The organism is Petrocella sp., from assembly GCF_059865615.1.
In genome coordinates this window covers 1-15767 of the sequence record NZ_JCBCDA010000070.1, presented here as the reverse complement: position 1 = coordinate 15767, position 15767 = coordinate 1, and the positions used below count along the sequence as shown (strand labels likewise).

The window sequence follows — 15767 nt, the reverse complement described above, 5'->3', positions numbered from 1 at the left end:
CGGTCTTGGAATTACACCAAGTCAGCCTAAGTAGGCTCGCGGACTTTACCGCCGGTCGGGAATTACACCCTGCCCTGAAGGAACTATTCAATTGTTTTTCGATGGAATAATTATAGCATCTTAATATTTTAATGTCAATGTCAATGTGTTGATAAATTTTTATCAACACATTGACATATATTGTTTGATTTGACACCTTATTATTTATTTCAAATAATCTTGTAATGTTTTCTCAACAGCGCCAGGACCTTGTAACATACTTACAAACATAGTTTCAATCTTATTTCCTAGTCCTACTTCGTATAAATTCAACCCAAAAATCTCTTGGTTGCTCAAAATCGGACTTAGGTCAGCAGAGGCATCACCCATCTCCACTGTATCGATTGTCTCTTTTAATGTTTCTAACATAGGGTCTGAGCTGAGCTCAAAAGTATTTCCTTGATCATCAATACCCATTAGATAACGACACCAACTGGCAATAGCAAGTGGTATGCCTACTAAGCTTGTAGGATCTAATGATGAATCTTCTACATATGACTTAATGGTTTCACCAAAACGTATGCCCACTTTTTGGGATGTATCGGTTGCAATCCTTTGCGGTGTATCCGGAATAAAAGGATTTGCAAAACGAACATGGACCACTTCATCAATGAAGGCTTTGGGTGATAGAATGATAGGGTCTGTCACAACCGGTAAACCTTCTATATAACCTATGGTCTCAATCAGTTTTTTGAGAATAGGACTTTTGACTTCATCTGCAATCAATTCATAACCCAATAAACAACCGGTTACGGCAAGGGCTGTATGCAAGGGATTTAAGCAGGTTGTCACTTTCATAGTTTCCACCTTATTAACTGTTGCGCGGTCACAGAAAAGTACACCTGCTTTTTCAAGTTTAGGTCGACCATTGGTGAATTTATCCTCTATAACCAAGTATTCACTCACCTCTGCATTAACAAAGGGTGCCATGTAGGTGTTTTTAGCGGTTACAACTATATCCATGCCTTCCATACCTTCCTCTATAAGAGCTGCTTTGACAATATCTGAAGGTCTAGGTGTTATTTTATCAATCATAGATATAGGATAAGTCACCTTATTTTCGTCTTCAACATATGCTACAAAACCTTCTTCAACAAAACCATTTTTTTTCCATTCTTTTGCAATGATAGTAACCGCATCTTTTACTTTGTCACCATTATTGGCACAGTTATCCATGCTCAATAAGGTCATGGGCATTGCCCCCTTTTGATAACGTTTGTACAAAAGGGCTGTAACAACACTCATAGCATGGGTTGCATACGCTGGACCGCGGTCTAAGTCTACCTGTACAAAAGGATAATAATTGCCTGAAAAATCCTTCAAAACATAGCCTTTTTCTGTTATAGTGAAACTGGCAATCTGTAAACTGGGTGCTTCAAATATTTTCGTCAGTCTCTGAAGATTTTTGCTTTCTGAGGTCATACTTTCCACGATGCTGGCCACAACCGTCTTGTCAAAGCTCCCATCGCTGTTCATAAGAACGACCAATGCCAGATTGTCCGACGGATTAAACACTTTAGTAATTACTTCAAAATCGAAAGTCTCAATGGCTATAATTCCTGTTTCTTCAAGCCCTTCATTAAGAAGTTGCTGATGGCATTTTGCCACGAAACCTCTAAAAATATTACCGGCGCCAAAGTGAACCCACTTAGGTGTTTTGTCTGTGTTTTCTTTTACCTTTTGTATATCAAAGTTAGGTAATCTGACATCCATTGCTTCCCATTTAGAAGCATGTTCTAATGCACTTATATTTAACTTCATTATTTCACCCCGCTTTCAAGAGTATCCCATATACCAAGCAAATACATGACACCAAGAGCTCTATCATATAATCCATATCCCGGACGACAATGCTTCTCCTCACCCCACAAATGACGACCATGATCCGGACGCATATAGCCTTCAAAACCGATATCATGGTATGCCTTCATGACTTCAACAATATCCACGTTACCATCACAAGATCTGTGAGAGGTCTCAATAAAGTCACCATTTTCAAAAACTTTAACATTTCTAACATGAGCAAAATGGATACGGCTACCAAATTCTCTAATAATACTTGGAATATCGTTAAGCTTATTTGGTCCAAGAGAACCTGTACATAGGGTTAATCCGTTATATGGACTGTCGACTAAGCTTAAAAATTTCTGAATATGTTCTCTACTTCTGATGATTCTTGGCAAACCAAATATCGGCCATGGTGGATCATCCGGATGTATGGCCATTTTGATATCTTCTTCTTCACAAACCGGTATAATTCTTTCTAAGAAATACTTAAGATTGTCAAATAAAACATCTTCAGTAATCTCCTTGTAACCTTCAAAGAGTTGTTCAAGATGAGACAGACGTTCCGGCTCCCATCCCGGCATGGTTTTTTCTCCGGCACCCTCAAGAATTCGGTCAACAATAGATTTTGGAGTGGCACCCTCAACGAGCGCTTTTTCATAAAATAATGCATTGGATCCGTCCGGATGTTCTTTATATAAGTCTGTACGTGTCCAATCAAATACCGGCATAAAGTTATAACAAATAACTTTTACGCCCACTTTTGCCAACTTACGAATGGTATCAATATAGATATCTATATAATGGTCCCTAGATGGTAGCCCCATCTTAATATCATCATGTACATTCACACTCTCAACAACTGCGGGACTGAAATTCTTTGAGGCCAGAACGTCTGCAACTTCCTGTATCCGTTCCATTTCCCATACTTCACCGGCCACTTTGTCATGTAATGACCAAACAGCACCCATGACGCCTGGAATCTGTCTAATATGGTCTAAAGTAATGTCATCATTACCTACGCCATACCATCTCCATGTCATCTTCATTGGTAATCCTCCTTTTATTCTTCTAAGTCAAAGTTTAATATTACTTTACAGCATTCATCCGGCTTATTGATTAACAAATCAATGGCTTCTTCAACCTTTGTATACTCAAAGTTATGAGATATAATTTTTTTAGGGTTAAAAAGTCCTTGCTCTATACAATCTACAACAACCGAGAACTTGTTACAACTTAAGCGCGAACCTTTAATATCCAGTTCTTTTTTTGTCACTTCCATTTGTATTAAGTTGGATGGTGCTTTTAAAAATCCAAGTAATACGACCCTACCTGTCGGTAACATACTAGGTAATATACTTTCAATTATACTTGGATGACCCACAGCGTCAAGTGCCAATGTTATTCCTTCAATGGATTCATGGGCCTCAATAAAGGCTTCTAGCGATGTGTTTAAACTATTAATGGTATAATCTGCACCAACGGCTTTTGCTCTTTCTAATTTGGCATCTGAAATATCCGAAATTATAACAGTGGCACCTTCGCTTTTAGCCGTTAGCAATATCGTTAATCCAATAGCGCCGGCACCGGCAATAAAAACAATATCATTTTTATTTATACCACCTCGAGATAATGATTGTGATGCAATGGTAAAAGGTTCAACAAGACAGGCTACTTCCCAAGGAATGTCCTTGTTAATCTTGTGGCACGCTTTTTCCGGTATAGAAACATACTCTTTAAAACCACCATCTACATGGACACCACGTACTTTTAAATCTGAACACACATTATAGCGTCCACTCTTACATGCATAGCACATGCCACAACTGATAACCGGATCGACGCTAACATGATCTCCAACTTTAAGATTTTTCACCTCTTCACCTACCTCTGTTACAAGACCAGCAAATTCATGACCGGGTACAACCGGATAGTTAATAAAAGGGGATGTTCCATGGTAACCATGCATATCGGATCCACATATACCACCAGCTTTGACTTTTATTAGGACATCCTTTTTACTTTTTAATTGTTCCATTTCTACTTCTGTTACCTCTATGTTATGAGGTTCTTTTATAAGTATTGCTTTCATAGTTCTCCTTTACATATGTTAAAAATAGTTAGGACTGATTATCTTCGGAATAGCCATGACCACATCCGGTAATACCGCCATTATGATGAGCATCACCAAAGCAATTATGAAATAGGGCAACACACCTTTGAAGGATGATTCCAAATCAAGATTTGAGATGGAGCCTGCAATTAAAAGACACAAACCGTAAGGTGGGGTTACCAGTCCAAGGGCCAATGTCATAACCACAATTAATCCAAGATGGGTTGGGTCAACACCAAGGGCCAATGCACCCGGTAAAATAACAGGTACAAATAGTATCATAGCAGGGACAGCGTCCATAAAGGTACCAATGAATAAGAAAAACGCAACCACCACCAACATAAACACCGGTGCACCACCTGGTATCTGTGCAAAAAAGCTGGCTGCTTTGGTGGATACATTATAATACCCTAACAGCTCACCTAATGCATTGGCTGTACTCAAGGCAAATAAAGAGAGGGAACTTAACTTTAAGGTCTGCTTGATGATATCCGGCAGATCTCTTACTTTTATGGTTTTGTACACAAACATACCAATAATTAGGGCATAGACACATGCAAATGCTGCAGCTTCTGTTGCTGTATAGGCACCTGTTACGATACCACCGATGATGATAACCGGAGTGAGTAAAGCGGGAAAACTACTTAAAAATAATTTGAAGGTTTCTTTTAGTGTGACTTTCTCATACCTTGGGAAATTCCTTTTTTTACTGATGAGATAGACCATGAACATCATGGAAAGTCCTAGTACGATACCTGGGGCGAGCCCAACTAAGAAGAGTTTTCCTGTTGATACATTAGCAATACCTGCAAATACAACCATGGTTATACTTGGGGGTATGATACTACCTAGGGTTGATGAGGCCGCTGTGACACCGACGGCTGTGCCTTTATCATAACCACTTTCTTCCATCTTAGGGATCAATACTTTACCTACACCCGCTGTATCTGCTTGAGAAGAGCCGGATACGCCGGCAAAAATCATGGACACCATAATATTGGCATGGGCCAACCCACCCCGCCTGTGCCCTACAAGGGCGTTTGAAAAATCAATCAATCTTTTTGATATGGAACCATGGTTCATTAAATTCGCTGCCAGTATAAATAACGGTATTGCAAGCAGTACGAAGGAGCTTAATCCTGTAAACATTTTCATAAAGACAACAATACCGCCAAGGTTGGGTATCAACAATACGCCGGCAAAAGCTACAATACCAATTACATAGGATATCGGTACACCAATGGCAATAAAGATTACAAACATTGCAATCAGTAAAACTTGTGTCATTTTCTACACCTCCATCCTTAATCTTTTTACATAAGTTACAATGTGGTTGATACAGTACAAGGTGGTTGTCCCGCCAAGTATTGGTACACATAACCATGTATAGCCCATTCGCATTTTGGGTATATCAATCCATCTATAGTTCCAGAACTTCATGGTTATGATTACACCATAATAAAGTATCGCCAAAGTGAAGCTCATTACAATCAAATATAAGAAGATGTTTAACGCTTCTCTTTTCTTCCCTGTTACTCGGTCCCTAAGAGAGGTGAATGCAAAGTGCTTGTCTTCGTATGTCATGGCGCCTGCACCTAAAAAAACCGCCCATGTAAAGGAATACATGGCCACTTCGCCTGTCCAACTCACGGTAATGCCAAGGTACCTACTAAAAACCTGAATAACAATCGTTATGAAAAATATACTGATAAAAAGTGTTCCAAAAAAAATCTCGATGCTCTGCACTGTTTTCGCAATTTTATCAATCATCACTTTTCCCTTTCAAAAACTAAAGGCTACTTAGACATAACCCTAAGTAATGACTCAACTTTCCAATTATAAGATTTCTTTATGATTATAATCCACAGACTAAAAAGTCAGAAATCTCATAGGAAAGTTGAGTTTGTTTAAAACATTATTTTCTGGTTAATTCCAATAAATCTTGTAGGTTATTTTCTTCTGCATATTGGTCTTGAATCGGTAGTGCCAGTTCTTTGAACGCGTTTAAGTCAACTTCGTTGATTTCTCCGCCATCTGCGATAATCTTGTCTCTAGATTCCTCTAACATTCTATAAGTGACGGCTCTTTCTTCTTCAACGGATGCTTGCGTAGCTTCAAGAATCCAACCTTGTTGTTCTTCAGTGAATTTGTCAAAGGCATGTCCGTTCATAAGTAATAATCTCGTTGTGTAGTCATGATAGGTTAATGATGTATACTTACCATTTGGCGTTGTATGATGACCTTGTAACATCATGTTGGTGTGATCATTTTCTGCTGCATCCGCGGTGCCTGTGTTAAGGGCTTGATATAGCTCTGCCCAGCCTACACTAATTGGGTTTGCACCAGCATTTTTCCAGAATGCTTGTTGAACCGGAGAACCTTGTAACCTAATGTTAAGTCCAGCTGCATCTGATGGCACTGTGATTGGCTTCTTACCATAATAGTTTCTTACGCCGGATGAATAATAACCGACCACTTTAAAGTCATTGTTGGTTTTTTCAACGATAAGGTCTTTCATGGTCTCACCAAACTCACCATCAATAGTAGTTTCCCAGTGATCAAAGCTGTCAAATAAATAGAGTAGGGATAGAAGATCAAATTCTTGTACGCCTGTACCCGCCATAAATCCTGGTGATGCAACCACCATATCTACTGAATCGGTTGTTAATTTCATCGCCAATTCATTTTCATTGGTACCCAGCGTTCCGGGGTATACTTCAGCTACAATGGTGCCACCGGATAATCTTGCAATTTCTTCTGCAAATCTGTTGAGTCCGAACTGGTATGGGTTATCTAATGATGTTTGGTTGTGCGCCACACGAAGTGTGATGACTTCTGCTGGTGTTGCTTCTGTCTCTGTTGCTTCCCCTGTAATTTCTGCCTCTGTTGATCCTGTCTCATTGCTTGGTGCCACTTCTTTTGCACATCCCGCCAAGCTCATGATTAATGCTGCTACTAATAACATGGATAATAATTTTTTCATTTTCTTTCCTCCTATTTTTATTATGGTTATCGTGTCAATTTTGATACTTTAACCTATATTTGTTTCTTAACTTTGATTACAAAGCTAGAAATAAATACCTACAGCGCTGTGATTGTGTTCCATATGTCTTCAAGAACCGGAATACCGTTTTCAAGGTTGTCTCTTCTTGTGTTGATTTCCATTTCACCAGGATAGAATATTTGATTACAACCTTCTGCTTTTTCTGATTGTCTTATGTCATCAATAACTTCCTCAATAATAGCATCTGTTATGTTGACACTGCTCATATGGGTCGGATCGATGGCAATGAATATTTGAGATAATCCGTATTCATCTTCATATTTTTTACCTATGGCCGTTGTTGAGTTCGCACCGGATAGTACTGCTGCAATAAGGTCAAAGGCAATGGATAATCCTGAACCTTTCCAAAATCCAATTGGTAACACACGCCACGTTTTTTCAATCTCAACAGGATCTGTTGTTGCTTTACCTTCTGTATCAAATCCACCAACTACAGGGAGTTGCTGACCTTTGAACTTAGTTTCTTCGATCTTACCGTAAGAGAATTGTGCCATAGCGCAATCTACAACCACATGTTCTTTATTACTCCTTGGTATAGCCATAACAAAAGGATTGTTCCCAATGTTTCGATCTTTGGTGCCCCAAGCCGGCATATTAGGCATGGTATTGGTCCAGCATAAACCAATCATACCAGCGTCAGCTGCTTGCCATCCAAAGGTACCGCCACGCATCCAGTGATTCGTATTACCAAGAGCTACAATACCTATGCCAGACTCTTTTGCAAGTTCAATCGCTCTGTCCATGGCACTAACTGCATTGGTATTTCCCATAGCTAGATTACCATTCCAACGCTCAAAACCGCCCATTCTGCCTTCTACAGTTGGTTCTGCGTCCACTTTAATGTAACCTTTGTCAATATACGATATTACTCTAGGAAAGCGATTAACTCCATGAGAATAGATACCATCTACACTGTTATCGGCAAAATTCTCTGCACTTTTTCTGGCTGTTTCAGGTTTGAAACCTTTTTTTAGTAAGATGGCTTCAAAAGTTTTTACCATCTCATCATATTTTATTCTTAACATTATTTAGCACTCCTTTTATAGTAGTCGCTTAACAGCATGTCTGTCATTTTTACTAGGTTAATGGCTTCATCAAAATTAGCATAACTTTTTTCTTTACCTATTAATTCATTAACAATTGCTTGCTGATAAGCCATTGCCACATGATCAAACTCTTCAAACTCAAAAGTTTCTTCAACACCATCTTTTATGAGTGTAAAACTTTTACCGGATAGTCCATCATAAAGAATGCGGCCTTGATCTCCAACAATTTGCACTTCATTAATCTCTTGATCCGCTACATAGCACCATGTGCCTGAACCAATAATACCGTTATTAAATCTAAAAGTTGCCACAACTGTATCATCTGCATCATAATAACCACCTTTATTCTCTACGATGCCTTGCATATTTTCCATCTCACCAAAGTAGAATTCCAAACAATCCATGACATGAACACCCATGTCTAAAAACTTACCACCACCAGAGATTTCCGGAATGACACGCCAAGGTAAACGCGCCTTAGTCAGCTCGCTGTCTTCTACTTTCATAATCTGAGTTACATATACATATCTGATATCGCCAATTGCTTTTTCATCTAATAATTCTTTGATTTTTATAAATTTTTCCATGCCTCTTCGGTAAAAAGCAACGTAAACCGGTATGTTTAATGCTTCTGATAATGTCTTAATCTCTAAGCACTCCTCAAGGTTCATTGCTACCGGTTTTTCAATATATGGAATCTTGTTGGCCTTTAAACATTTAATAGCATACTCTTTATGAAATTTTGGCGGCGTTGCTATATAGATAATATCAATATCTGAGTCATTCAGTAAATCTTCAATATCTTCATAAGCCTTTTTGATACCATGACGTTTTGTGTAATCAAGTGTTCTATTATAATCATCATTATATACTGCTAGAAGATTCGAATTTTTTGCTTTGTATAATCCCGGTCCACTTTTAACCTCAGTGACTTGACCGCAGCCAATCATACCCCAATTCACTTCTTTCATCATCTACCTCCTTTTAGTTCGAATTTTTATAATAATCATAATTGACTTTGTAAACAACTTTTCTGATTAGCATATTTGCTTCTCGCATACAACCTGGCATGTGAACATCATTAGGGAAAAACACACAGAAATCACCCGGCTTCATAGCTATCATTGTCATGTCCGAAACATCTTTATAAAACAACAAATCTCTTTCTTCAAGTAGGTTCTGGTCCACTTGATTCTTACCATGGTCATCAACATAACCTATACTTTCTTTTCCCTTAAATAAAAATTGTATGTCAATGTATTTCCTGTGAACTTCCGGACGGCCGTCTTCAATATTTTTTGTTGTCATATCAATGATTTGATAGTAGATATTTCTGCCGTCAATCTCGTATTCTCCCGGCGTCATGTTGCCAATATCCGAATCTTTGAAAAACGATACCGCGTCCTTAATGATTTTGGAGTATAAATCTGTGTCGAATGATGAATAAATCGATGAGCAAATCATATATAATTCCTTTCATAAATAAATTAATTACTAATCGTATGTTAGCGCTAACATATCTGTTAAAAAAATATTTTGTAAAATAGTCTTATTAATTTCTTTTATGTTAGCGCTAACATTGTTGAAAAAAAATAAAACACTAACCACAAAGTTTTAACGTCAAATTGTACAGATATTATGTTACCGCTAACAACTATTGGTTAAATAATAACATACTAATCTCACATCGTCAATCTATTTTTAATTTTTTTATTCATTACGCTTAATTCGTAGACTCTTTTATGTCAAATATAGGCATAATGTTATAAGTACGTTCTGTCTTTTCACCTTGCAACATAGCATATAAGGCTTTGGTACAATATGCACCCATGTCATTAATTCGGTTGTCAATGCTGGATATTTTAGGTGTACTAATTTCTGCATAGATTGAATTATTAAACCCTATTATATTAATATCTTCTGGTATTTTTAAGCCCAAATGTTTACATGCCTTTACCCCACCTACGGCCATAATATCTTCACTATAAATAATAGCGGTTACGCCTTGGTTTCTTTTAAGGAATTTTTCTGTCTCCATCTGGCTGTTAACTTGATCGGTTTTTATATGTCTGATGTAGCTTTCATTAAACATAATATGATTTTTTCTTATACCATCAATAAACCCCTCTTGTTTATTATGGGCACTATAAGTTACATAGTCATTCATAAAAGCAATCTCCTTGTGGCCTTTAGATACCAAATAGTCCACAACATTTGATACGGCTTTTCTTTCATCAACAACAACACCACAGACATTTTCGAGGTCTAGTTGACCATTGGCTATGACTACCGGCTTGTCATGAAAGTATTTTTGAATACATCTTTTGGTAATATCATTCTGAAACCTTGATCCAATAAGCACCAGCCCATCAATATTACGACCTGCCATAGCTCTAAGATAAGCTTCTTGTTTACTATTATCAAGACCACAGCCACCTATAATGCTCATATAGCCATATTTAGAAAATTCTTCTTCAATGTGAAAAGCCGTATTGATATGATGGTTGTTTCTTACATCAATTACAATAATGCCAATAATCTTATTACCAGCATTTGCAAGCCCTCTGGCAAAGCTATTGGGTATATAAGCATTCTCATCCAAGATTCTTATGATTCTGTCTCGCGTTTCCGGTTTAACACCTGGCTTATTGTTAATCACACGGGAAATTGTTGTATGGGAGACCCCTGCCAATTTGGCGATGTCATAGATGTTCATCTTTACATTATTCTCTCTTCCTATGCTCAGTTTAATCGACTCTAATTATAGCATTATTTCTATAAAGCGTAAACCTAGACTTGTTGCTTTTATTATACTGTATTTTCTATAATTATAACAAATTTACTGTAGTTTTTGTATATACACTTGTAATTACGTATACCTTATTATATAATAGTATGATAAGGGTTAAAACTTATTATACAATTCTATTTTTGCTTCTATCCACCATTATAACATAGCTTTGATCCTATGGACAGAGACTAAGTGTGATAAGGTACAGTTTGATTTATCATGCCTTTTTTCACCTATAGGTCGAGAAAGGGTTTTTTTTATGAAACGATTTTCGATTTTAGATTTCAAATCTGCAAAAGGAGTAAAAAAATTAACACTTTTAACCGCATATGATTATACTATGGCAAAGCTTCTTGACCAGTCCGGTATAGATGCTATTCTTGTTGGTGATTCTCTAGGTATGGTTCACCAAGGTTATAAAAACACTTTAAGTGTAACCATGGATCACATGATCTACCATACAGCTTGCGTCGTAAGAGGTACTCAACATGCTATGGTTATTAGTGATATGCCTTTTATGTCTTATCACATATCCTGTCGGGAAGCCGTCACTAATGCAGGTAGATTGATTAAAGAAGGCGGAGCACATGCTGTCAAACTCGAGGGGGGGTGTGATATATTACCTCAAGTTAAAAGCATTTTGAAGGCTCAAATACCCGTTATGGGTCACATTGGATTGACGCCACAATCTATCCATCAACTCGGCGGCTTTAAAGTTCAAGGTCATCTACCTGAAGAAGCACAAAAAATAATTCAAGATGCTAAATCACTAGAATCCCTTGGTGTCTTTGCCATTGTTTTAGAAGGCATTCCGGAGCATCTGGCTCAACGCATTAGCCAAGAGCTGCATATTCCTACGGTTGGTATTGGAGCTTCGGTCCATTGCGACGGTCAAATTCTCGTTTCCCATGATATGCTTGGTATGTACACCGAACATTCCCCTAAGTTTGTAAAGCATTATGCAAATCTTGGTGATTTGATTCAGACAGCGGTTAAAGATTATATTCGTGATGTACACAAACAGTTTTTCCCTGAGCCAGCCCATACCTATAAGGAACAAAAAGAAGTTCTTAATCTGTCCGAGCAGGAGGTTTCCAATGCTGATTGATTCAATAGCAAAAATGAAACTAATATTAAGCAACAAAAGCAATATCGGTTTCGTGCCTACCATGGGCGCCTTACATGATGGCCATCTTTCTCTTATAAAAACTGCGAGAAAACATCATAAACTTGTAGTTGTAAGTATCTTTGTTAATCCTTCTCAATTTGCACCTGATGAAGATTATGATGTTTATCCACGAAACCTAGATAAAGACTATGTGCTAGCTACGTCTGCAGGTGCTGACTATGTTTTTTCCCCTTCTGTATTTGAAATTTATGGACATGGACATTTTACCCATGTCATTGTAGATGATACTTTGACTAATAAACTATGTGGTGCATCTAGACCTACACATTTTAGAGGCGTAACAACTGTTGTTGCACTTTTAATAAATATTATAAAACCACAAAAAATATACTTAGGAGAAAAGGATGCTCAACAGGTAATCCTACTCAAACGCATGATTAAAGACCTACATATGGGTCTTGAGGTAGTAACCTGCCCTACAGTTAGGGCGTTAGATGGTTTAGCTCTAAGTTCAAGAAATACCTATCTAAACGATAAAGAACGTAATGAAGCTATTTATTTATATCAAGCCTTAATGGAGGTACAGAAGAAATATGCTCTAGGGATTCGGGATGTGTCCTCATTAAAGAATACGTTAACTCAAGTCCTTCGTAACTTAACCTTAGGAAAAATAGATTATATTGAGATTCTTGGCTATGATGACCTTGAGTGTATAGAAACCGTTCACAAAAAAACACTTGTGGCTATTGCTGTTTTCTTCGGTAAAACAAGGTTGATTGATAATATTGTCTTAGAAGGTGGTGCTTAATGTTGATTACCATGCTAAAGTCTAAACTTCACAAAGCAACGGTTACTGAGGCCAACTTACATTATGAAGGGAGCGTCACCATTGATCAGGCATTGCTTGAGGCCAGCGGAATTCTAATAGGTGAAAAAGTACAGATTGTTAATGTCAATAACGGTGCAAGGTTTGAAACCTATACTATTGCTGGCGCCCCACATAGTGGTGTTGTATGTTTAAATGGGCCTGCTGCCAGAATGGTACAACCTGGTGATTTGATCATCATCATTACTTACGCCTTACTGCAACCTTTAGAAGCGCGTCAATATAACCCAACCATTGTTCAATTGGATCCACACAATCGTATCGTAAATACAAAATATAGAGAGGCCCATGGTCATAGGGATTAAGGTGTGTTATGAATATTATCATTACTGCTGGCGGCACAAGTGAAAAAATTGATCCAGTAAGGAAAATCACAAATACAAGTACCGGATTACTCGCCAGTAAAATCTATAACGTTTTAGTAGAAGTTATCCACGGTCACCATAATCCAATACTTATTGATTATGTTGCTGCAAAAAATGCACAATTACCAAAAATTGAAAGCCCACACCAATTGTACTCTGTAACTGATACCCAAAGTGTAGATCAGATATTATCTGAACTTTTCACATCAAAAAAAATTGATATTATGATTCATTGTATGGCTGTATCTGACTACTATGTGTCAAGAATCCAAACCGAAACCCAATTGGCTACAGAATTACTGGACTTGATCGAACAAAAAAATGCCGATTCTCAGGAAGTCCAATTGGATGATGTTCTTACTATTTTGAGAAATAGCTCATATCATCAATTGGATAAATGTAATAAAATTGTATCTTCCGAAAGTCTCTATCTAAGACTAAGCCAGACACCTAAGCTTATTGAAAAAGTGAAAAAAATAAGCCCAAACACGCGACTTATTGGGTTTAAGCTTCTTCATGACGCACCTGAAGAATATTTGCTTCAAACGGCAAACATGATGGCTTTAACCAGCCGGTGTGAATTAGTGGTTGCCAATAATCTCACTTCCATTCATGGTGAAAACCATGAAGCTTTTATCATTAAAAACGGCAAGGTAATCGACACCTGTTTCACTAAAGAAGAAATTGCTAATTCCTTAAAAGACTACCTTTTCTCAACCTAAACCTTAAAATTAAGGAGATTATCTATATGAAAACAATCCTCGTCGGTGTCTGCGGTGGTATCGCTAGCTATAAAGCAATAGAAATTGTTAATGCTCTATGCAAAAAAGATTATGATGTCCATGTGATTATGACAAAAAATGCCACTGAGTTTATTGGGCCTTTAACTTTTCAGTCTTTATCTCATAATCCAGTGGTTATAGATATGTTTAATCCCATCGATAAGTGGGACACCAAGCATATCCAGTTGGCAAAAAAAGCTGACTTATTCTTAATTGTACCTGCTACAGCAAATATTATCGGCAAGATAGCATGTGGTATAGCTGATGACATGATGACCACGACCATCATGGCTACTACTGCGCCGGTTATAATCGCACCCGCTATGAATACCAATATGTGGGAGAATCCTATACTAAAAGATAATATCCATAAACTATCCGCCTATGGATATAGAGTTTTGGAAACTGAACAAGGACATCTGGCCTGCGGTGATATCGGTAGAGGCAAACTGCTTGATTGGCAAGATGTTGTCAAAATAGCTGAAAATAGCCTTCAATAAATATGTATCTATACTTTATTTTTGTAATGCTATCTCTTTAGCCAAGTAAATAGAGCCCACTAAACCAGCTTTTTGCCCCAGTTTTGGATATTGAATATATTCTTCTAGAGTACCTTTTATGATTTCATGATCAATATAACCATTCATATGCTTTTTGAATGCTTCTCTGATTTTAGGGAAAAGATGGGCTTGCTGTGCAACGCCACCACCAATCAGTATGATTTCCGGTGATAATATGAGATTATAAGTCATAAGGGCTTGGCCAATATAATCTGCAACATAATCCCATATAATATGATCTTCACCAAGCTCATGCCCTTTGATACCAAGTCTTGCCTCTATGGCCGGTCCGGATACAAGGCCTTCAAGACAATTGTTATGGGTTGGACAATTCCCTTTAAAGACGTCTTCTTTATTTTGTCTAACCAATATATGCCCCATCTCCGGATGGGTCAATCCGAATAAAGTCTCACCATTTAGTACAAATCCTGCTCCAACGCCAGTACCGATTGTAATATATAAAACACTTCTCTTACCAACACCATGTCCTTCTTTATATTCGCCAAGACCTGCTGCGTTCACATCTGTATCTATCTTGATTGGTATATTTAAAGCTGCAGTTAATTCTTTATACATATTAAACCAACGCCATGCTAACTTTGGCGTGTTCAAAACCTGTCCATAATTTTCTTTATTTGGACTAATCTCAATTGGACCAAATGCGCCTATTCCTATGGTTTTAACAGGATTTTTCTTGAAAAATCCTATAACTTCTTTCATGGTTTTTTCCGGTTCCATGGTCGGTACTGTCATTTGATCTAAGATATTCATTTCTTCATCCACAGCCGCACACACAAATTTGGTGCCACCTGCTTCTATAGCTCCGTACATATAAACACCTCTTTCTTTTTATTAACCATATTATAACATAATTATATCTTGTATTCTAAAAATATATGGTGACGTTCATACCTACATTATGATATACTAAATTGATAATAGTTATCATCGATAGGTGGGTGGGTGGTTTTATGTCCGAAACAGATTTGACTCGTGGTCCCATTATGGAGCATATTAAACGCATCGCGATTCCTTCCAGTATCGGTTTGCTCTTTAATACTTTGTATTAAGTTCCGGTATAGGCAGTGGCACCACCACTCTATCCTCTATTGCTTTAGGAGAAAATGCACAAGGTGAGTTTCACAAGCTTGCTTATAACGCCCTTCTTTCAGGTGTCTTTGTCAGCTTGGCTCTTGGACTAATAGGC

General features: G+C 37.6%; 16 protein-coding genes and 1 riboswitch. Of the genes, 5 read left to right on the top strand and 11 right to left on the bottom strand.

Annotated features, from left to right (window positions below; all coding sequences use genetic code 11):
* Positions 1 to 86, bottom strand: a riboswitch (FMN riboswitch). This riboswitch is flagged as partial in the annotation.
* Between the two features lie 118 nt (positions 87 to 204).
* The 10 genes from AC6F8J_RS08405 to AC6F8J_RS08360 all read right to left on the bottom strand — a co-directional run bounded on the left by AC6F8J_RS08405 (position 205) and on the right by AC6F8J_RS08360 (position 10763).
* Positions 205 to 1800 carry a mannitol dehydrogenase family protein gene (locus AC6F8J_RS08405; RefSeq protein ID WP_500722500.1) on the bottom strand — a complete coding sequence of 532 codons (1596 nt, stop codon included), beginning with the start codon at positions 1798 to 1800 and terminating at the stop codon, positions 205 to 207.
* A complete protein-coding gene (uxuA, locus tag AC6F8J_RS08400; RefSeq protein WP_500722498.1) occupies positions 1800 to 2873 on the bottom strand; it encodes a mannonate dehydratase in 1074 nt (357 codons plus the stop codon). Before uxuA ends, AC6F8J_RS08405 begins: the two co-directional genes overlap by 1 nt.
* Positions 2874 to 2887: 14 nt before the next feature.
* Positions 2888 to 3916 carry an alcohol dehydrogenase catalytic domain-containing protein gene (locus AC6F8J_RS08395; protein WP_500722496.1) on the bottom strand — a complete coding sequence of 343 codons (1029 nt, stop codon included), beginning with the start codon at positions 3914 to 3916 and terminating at the stop codon, positions 2888 to 2890.
* An 18-nt stretch (positions 3917 to 3934) separates the two neighbouring features.
* Positions 3935 to 5224 (bottom strand): TRAP transporter large permease subunit, encoded by a 1290-nt coding sequence (locus tag AC6F8J_RS08390; protein WP_500722494.1) that lies wholly within the window; start codon positions 5222 to 5224, stop codon positions 3935 to 3937.
* 3 nt (positions 5225 to 5227) lie between these two features.
* On the bottom strand, positions 5228 to 5707 hold the full coding sequence (locus tag AC6F8J_RS08385; RefSeq protein WP_500722492.1) for a TRAP transporter small permease subunit: 480 nt from the start codon (positions 5705 to 5707) through the stop codon (positions 5228 to 5230).
* A 145-nt stretch (positions 5708 to 5852) separates the two neighbouring features.
* Complete coding sequence (gene dctP / locus AC6F8J_RS08380) at positions 5853 to 6920, bottom strand: TRAP transporter substrate-binding protein DctP (RefSeq protein WP_500722490.1); 1068 nt, start codon at positions 6918 to 6920, stop codon at positions 5853 to 5855.
* Between the two features lie 98 nt (positions 6921 to 7018).
* A complete protein-coding gene (yiaK, locus tag AC6F8J_RS08375; protein WP_500722488.1) occupies positions 7019 to 8026 on the bottom strand; it encodes a 3-dehydro-L-gulonate 2-dehydrogenase in 1008 nt (335 codons plus the stop codon).
* Positions 8026 to 9018: a Gfo/Idh/MocA family protein gene (locus tag AC6F8J_RS08370; protein WP_500722486.1), complete on the bottom strand. Its 993-nt coding sequence runs from the start codon at positions 9016 to 9018 to the stop codon at positions 8026 to 8028. Before AC6F8J_RS08370 ends, yiaK begins: the two co-directional genes overlap by 1 nt.
* A 13-nt stretch (positions 9019 to 9031) precedes the next feature.
* A complete protein-coding gene (locus AC6F8J_RS08365) occupies positions 9032 to 9511 on the bottom strand; it encodes a YhcH/YjgK/YiaL family protein (RefSeq protein ID WP_500722484.1) in 480 nt (159 codons plus the stop codon).
* Between the two features lie 259 nt (positions 9512 to 9770).
* Entirely contained in the window at positions 9771 to 10763 is a 993-nt protein-coding gene (locus AC6F8J_RS08360; RefSeq protein ID WP_500722482.1) for a substrate-binding domain-containing protein, read from the bottom strand.
* Positions 10764 to 11097: 334 nt separating this feature from the next.
* Between AC6F8J_RS08360 and panB the strand changes: the two genes are divergently transcribed.
* The 5 genes from panB to coaBC are packed head-to-tail and all read left to right on the top strand — an operon-like array spanning position 11098 to position 14500.
* Positions 11098 to 11946 (top strand): 3-methyl-2-oxobutanoate hydroxymethyltransferase, encoded by an 849-nt coding sequence (panB, locus tag AC6F8J_RS08355; RefSeq protein WP_500722481.1) that lies wholly within the window; start codon positions 11098 to 11100, stop codon positions 11944 to 11946.
* Positions 11936 to 12775, top strand: a complete 840-nt coding sequence (gene panC, locus AC6F8J_RS08350) for a pantoate--beta-alanine ligase (protein ID WP_500722479.1) — start codon at positions 11936 to 11938, stop codon at positions 12773 to 12775. The genes panB and panC overlap by 11 nt, the downstream gene beginning before the upstream one ends.
* The gene (gene panD / locus AC6F8J_RS08345; protein ID WP_500722477.1) at positions 12775 to 13158 is read left to right on the top strand and encodes an aspartate 1-decarboxylase; all 384 of its coding nucleotides are present in this window, start codon (positions 12775 to 12777) and stop codon (positions 13156 to 13158) included. The genes panC and panD overlap by 1 nt, the downstream gene beginning before the upstream one ends.
* Before the next feature lie 8 nt (positions 13159 to 13166).
* Positions 13167 to 13940 carry a phosphopantothenoylcysteine decarboxylase domain-containing protein gene (locus AC6F8J_RS08340; RefSeq protein WP_500722475.1) on the top strand — a complete coding sequence of 258 codons (774 nt, stop codon included), beginning with the start codon at positions 13167 to 13169 and terminating at the stop codon, positions 13938 to 13940.
* A 26-nt stretch (positions 13941 to 13966) separates the two neighbouring features.
* Positions 13967 to 14500, top strand: coding sequence for a bifunctional phosphopantothenoylcysteine decarboxylase/phosphopantothenate--cysteine ligase CoaBC (gene coaBC / locus AC6F8J_RS08335; RefSeq protein WP_500722473.1), 534 nt, complete (start codon positions 13967 to 13969; stop codon positions 14498 to 14500).
* Between the two features lie 15 nt (positions 14501 to 14515).
* Here the strand turns inward: coaBC and AC6F8J_RS08330 are convergent, their stop codons facing one another.
* Entirely contained in the window at positions 14516 to 15391 is an 876-nt protein-coding gene (locus AC6F8J_RS08330) for an ROK family protein (protein ID WP_500722471.1), read from the bottom strand.
* Between the last annotated feature and the right edge of the window lie 376 nt (positions 15392 to 15767).

Excerpts from the sequence above, each read along its gene's own strand:
- panD (WP_500722477.1), top strand. The coding sequence starts at position 12,775 with ATGTTGATTACCATGCTAAAGTCTAAACTTCACAAAGCAACGGTTACT.
- AC6F8J_RS08365 (WP_500722484.1), bottom strand. The coding sequence starts at position 9,511 with ATGATTTGCTCATCGATTTATTCATCATTCGACACAGATTTATACTCC.
- AC6F8J_RS08385 (WP_500722492.1), bottom strand. The coding sequence starts at position 5,707 with ATGATTGATAAAATTGCGAAAACAGTGCAGAGCATCGAGATTTTTTTT.
- uxuA (WP_500722498.1), bottom strand. The coding sequence starts at position 2,873 with ATGAAGATGACATGGAGATGGTATGGCGTAGGTAATGATGACATTACT.
- coaBC (WP_500722473.1), top strand. The coding sequence starts at position 13,967 with ATGAAAACAATCCTCGTCGGTGTCTGCGGTGGTATCGCTAGCTATAAA.
- AC6F8J_RS08370 (WP_500722486.1), bottom strand. The coding sequence starts at position 9,018 with ATGAAAGAAGTGAATTGGGGTATGATTGGCTGCGGTCAAGTCACTGAG.
- AC6F8J_RS08340 (WP_500722475.1), top strand. The coding sequence starts at position 13,167 with ATGAATATTATCATTACTGCTGGCGGCACAAGTGAAAAAATTGATCCA.
- dctP (WP_500722490.1), bottom strand. The coding sequence starts at position 6,920 with ATGAAAAAATTATTATCCATGTTATTAGTAGCAGCATTAATCATGAGC.
- yiaK (WP_500722488.1), bottom strand. The coding sequence starts at position 8,026 with ATGTTAAGAATAAAATATGATGAGATGGTAAAAACTTTTGAAGCCATC.
- AC6F8J_RS08395 (WP_500722496.1), bottom strand. The coding sequence starts at position 3,916 with ATGAAAGCAATACTTATAAAAGAACCTCATAACATAGAGGTAACAGAA.
- AC6F8J_RS08390 (WP_500722494.1), bottom strand. The coding sequence starts at position 5,224 with ATGACACAAGTTTTACTGATTGCAATGTTTGTAATCTTTATTGCCATT.
- panB (WP_500722481.1), top strand. The coding sequence starts at position 11,098 with ATGAAACGATTTTCGATTTTAGATTTCAAATCTGCAAAAGGAGTAAAA.
- AC6F8J_RS08360 (WP_500722482.1), bottom strand. The coding sequence starts at position 10,763 with ATGAACATCTATGACATCGCCAAATTGGCAGGGGTCTCCCATACAACA.
- AC6F8J_RS08405 (WP_500722500.1), bottom strand. The coding sequence starts at position 1,800 with ATGAAGTTAAATATAAGTGCATTAGAACATGCTTCTAAATGGGAAGCA.
- AC6F8J_RS08330 (WP_500722471.1), bottom strand. The coding sequence starts at position 15,391 with ATGTACGGAGCTATAGAAGCAGGTGGCACCAAATTTGTGTGTGCGGCT.
- panC (WP_500722479.1), top strand. The coding sequence starts at position 11,936 with ATGCTGATTGATTCAATAGCAAAAATGAAACTAATATTAAGCAACAAA.